Origin of the sequence: Flavobacterium sp. (assembly GCF_003525665.1) — a bacterium.
Taxonomy (GTDB): Bacteria; Bacteroidota; Bacteroidia; order Flavobacteriales; family Flavobacteriaceae; genus Flavobacterium.
This window is the reverse complement of sequence record NZ_DQDX01000216.1, coordinates 1-3,592: the sequence shown is the minus strand read 5'-3', so window position 1 is coordinate 3,592 and position 3,592 is coordinate 1. Positions and strand designations below refer to the sequence as shown.

Annotated in this window: 4 protein-coding genes; 3 read left to right on the top strand and 1 reads right to left on the bottom strand. The window is 31.2% G+C overall.

Annotated features, from left to right (window positions below; all coding sequences use genetic code 11):
- The first annotated feature begins 191 nt into the window (after positions 1 to 191).
- A complete protein-coding gene (locus tag DIU01_RS14875; protein WP_290835818.1) occupies positions 192 to 881 on the top strand; it encodes a hypothetical protein in 690 nt (229 codons plus the stop codon).
- Between the two features lie 243 nt (positions 882 to 1,124).
- On the opposite strand, the gene DIU01_RS14870 is transcribed toward DIU01_RS14875, so the two are convergent.
- Complete coding sequence (locus DIU01_RS14870; RefSeq protein WP_290835816.1) at positions 1,125 to 1,931, bottom strand: winged helix-turn-helix domain-containing protein; 807 nt, start codon at positions 1,929 to 1,931, stop codon at positions 1,125 to 1,127.
- 195 nt (positions 1,932 to 2,126) lie between these two features.
- Between DIU01_RS14870 and DIU01_RS14865 the strand changes: the two genes are divergently transcribed.
- Together DIU01_RS14865 and DIU01_RS14860 are read left to right on the top strand one after the other, a co-directional pair.
- Positions 2,127 to 2,675, top strand: a complete 549-nt coding sequence (locus DIU01_RS14865; protein ID WP_290835814.1) for a hypothetical protein — start codon at positions 2,127 to 2,129, stop codon at positions 2,673 to 2,675.
- 718 nt (positions 2,676 to 3,393) lie between these two features.
- Positions 3,394 to 3,592, top strand: a 199-nt coding sequence (locus DIU01_RS14860; protein ID WP_290835812.1) for a hypothetical protein, incomplete at its 3' end; no start/stop codon positions are given.

Below are 3,592 nucleotides of genomic sequence, written 5' to 3'. Positions count from 1 at the left end.
TGAGTTGTGCAACATGCACAGCCGTTTCACGAAATTGCGGGGTTTGGGATTTATCAGAATTGGTAATTTTTGAAACTAAATTTTGTCTATATTTGTAATTAAAAGTGTTGAAAATCCGCAACTTCGTGAAGCGGCGACACGTTAGCAGAAACCTTTAGGAAAACCCACAAATCATACTAAAAATTAACATTATGAAAAAATTAGTTATTTTGATAAATATTATTTTTTTTGCATTTTGTTTGAACTCGTGCTCAATCGAAAATAATAATGATGATAATGATGACGGTGTAACTTATCACAAATTTGTTACCAGTGATAAAAACAACATTTTAAGTTATAATTATGTTCCAAATCAAATCATTACATATGAAAATCAATTTGGAGAAAAATTGCATTTTAAGGTGATTTCAAACACTACAAAAAAATATGGTGATTATTCAAGCGGTACATTTTCAGGTGGAGGTGGAATTTTGGAATCATACTACGACTCTAAAATAATTAGATTAGAAATAGTTGAAAATGAAGCAAATTTCATAGAAGAACAAGTAAGCTATATTTTTTCAAAAAGTGAAAACAATTTTAAAAACGGAATTAAATTTCCAATTTGGAATTTTGAACAATTTACATTTTTTGATGAAATGGATAGACCAATCAATATAAACTTAAGGGATTTTAACAATTCTACTAAAATAGAAATGGACATTAATGGTCATTTATTTAAAAAGGTTGTTGTTATTAATTCTGGAAGCGACATAACAAAACCAAATGCATGGGGTGCACTATTACCAAATAATGTTAATAAACTTTATTACGATTTTGAATTTGGTATAATACAATTTAATGATATTGAAGGAAAAAATTGGAAAGTAATTTATCCTTAATTATAAAGTACAACTCATTTTCCAACAGCAGTTTAAAGAAATAGCTAGGTACTTTATTTGAAATCAAAAAGGTTTCTAATTTAAAAATATTGTACTATTTGTAATCCTTGGTATTGCTTTAACGCCACTGAAAGCAAGCCTCAGAACGTTAAAAGCTGTTTATGGCTACTCGCCATCTTTGGTAAATTAATAAAAACTAACTTCCTCCAAAATAAAGTTATTCTTTTGGACTTCAAGATTTCCTTAAGAGCTAATTTCGAGCTTGTATCCTTTTGCGCGTACCACAACAATTTTTATAGTCGGGTCTAATTCTAGTTTTTTTCTAAGTTTTGAAATAAACATATCCAAACTACGTCCAACTACAACACCTTCATCTTCCCATAGCTCTTTTTGCAGTCGGCTTCGCTCTATGGTTTCATTCGGAGATTGTGCAAAAATAAGTAACAGACGCGTTTCTGTTCCAGTAAGATCTATTGTTTTTTCGTTCATCATCAACTTCTTATTCTTCGAATCGAACACCACCGAACCCAAAGTAAACGTACTTGTAGACGCAACATCAGGTAAAGTTTCCTTCTTCTTTCGAGTTCTAAAAAAAATAAAACCAATAAAAGCTAACAATGGCAGACTTCCCAAAAGATACCCATTTTTTGCAGTTAGTATTGCTTTCGATTTGAATTTAATATTGATCATGTAACAAGCTTTGGGTTGCTTTCTTCCTAAACAAGCTACAATATCATCTTTTTTATTTTTGGATATAGCATATCCATAAGCTACACTTGAGTTGCTGCAGTTTAAAACGTTAACAACATAATCATTTGTAAGGATATCTTTTGCCAACAAACGCTGAGTAGTATTCACTAGAGAATCCGTTTGAAAAGTAAGTTCCTTCTCAAACCTAATTTGATATTCATTTTCAGCTATCTTTTTTAACGGAAGAACTCTTGATGTACTGTCGCCCGATTGTAAAAGTAGTTCATGTCCAATCCTGCGAAGCAAAACTTCTCTTCTCGAAATATCAAAATCGTCTCTATCATCTGTAGTGAAAGCCACGCAGATTACTGATACAAACAATAGTAGTACTAAACCGAATAGGTAGTTGCGTTTTTCCGAGAAGCGATTTCGGCTAGAAAGCATAGTGTCAAGTTTTTATTTACAAAGTTTACAATTTTATTTACAATCCCAATCTCTAAAACTAAAAAATATCCATGTAAATTCGCTTAATCAATTTAAAAACATTTATAACTTATGAAAAAAACTATGCATTTTCTAATCGTAACGCTAGCTGTTATTAGCGGATTAGTATTTACAAATTGTGAAACTAAAAACGAACCAAAACCATCGGCAAAGAAGTTATCTGTTGCAGATAAGAAAGCAAATCTAGATCAACGAAAAAAATGGGAAGCTTCTCCAGACGGAATCAAGTACAAAGAATGGGAAGTTTCTCCAGAAGGCAAAAAAGTGCATGCCAGTCATGATAAAATAAAGAAGTACATAAAAGATTTCACCGATATGGAAGCTGTGATAACCTCTGTTACTTTTCAACGCGAAAATGCAAAATCATCTGGACCAAAATGGCTTATTGTTAAGATAAATGACGAAGAATACATGATGCAATACAGTAGTAAAGAATTTGAACCGTTAAAAAACCTGAAAGTCAACGACAAAATAATTGTAAGAAGTCACAGTGCAGGCTATTCGCACAATCATCCGTATTTAATTTTATCGGGTGACTATATTGAGCAAGATAATAAGGTGCTTTTTAAACGTGACTTTAGTAAAAATAACGGTTGCTAAAATTAATGCCACGCTACTAACGATTGTATTTTAGTTTTAATCTTAATAGTAACTACTAAATACAACCTACAACAATAAAAAGATGTAGGTTTTTTTTATGCTTCCACGTTTCATGACAAGTAATTTATTTTTTATATATTTGGATGATATACGCTAATGAGTAGCGCTAATCATAACAAATTTGGGTAGATAGTCGCTATAATGTTGCGACTATATATAAGTTGGACAAAATTGGCGAGTCCTACGTGTTATTTGCACAATGAATTTTCGGGATATTTTTTTGGATAAAAAAGAGAAAGGAATTTCGCTACAAGTCTTTCGATTAAAATCGTAAAAAGTTTACTTTCAAACGTTTGACAACGTAAAGACTTAGCAAAGTTAGTTTAAAAAAATGACAAAGTCAAGACTATTTTTTTTTGGTAACTTTTTATCCCAAAAAAATAGAGCCCAAAAACCCTATTATTGACTTCGCCTAGCAGGCTTGCTAAGCGCAATAAATAATTAGTTTCATTGATTTAGATTGTGTTAAAAAATATTGGGGTAGCATCGCCAACTACGTTACAGAAAATAGTAACTTCGCCCAACTGACCGTTTGGCAAAAGAAAAAAAGGCCAAATTTAGATAACACTTAGGCCTTTTTTCCCTTCGCCAAGCGGTCTGACGTTAGCCGTCAGTTTGGCGGAACGCTAAAAAAATGACGATATAACAAAAGAATAATATGAATATATTCAACTTTAATACTTCTGAAAAGCATTTAAAACAATTTGAAATAAAAATTGCTGAATTATTAAATAATGATTTTCCAGAGTTAAAAAAAGTTTTAGAAATATCAAAGCTTGACAAAATATACTTTACAGAAAATCCTAAAGGAATTTATCTTTGTCGTAAAAGTTACATGCCAAATGAATATGCAGATA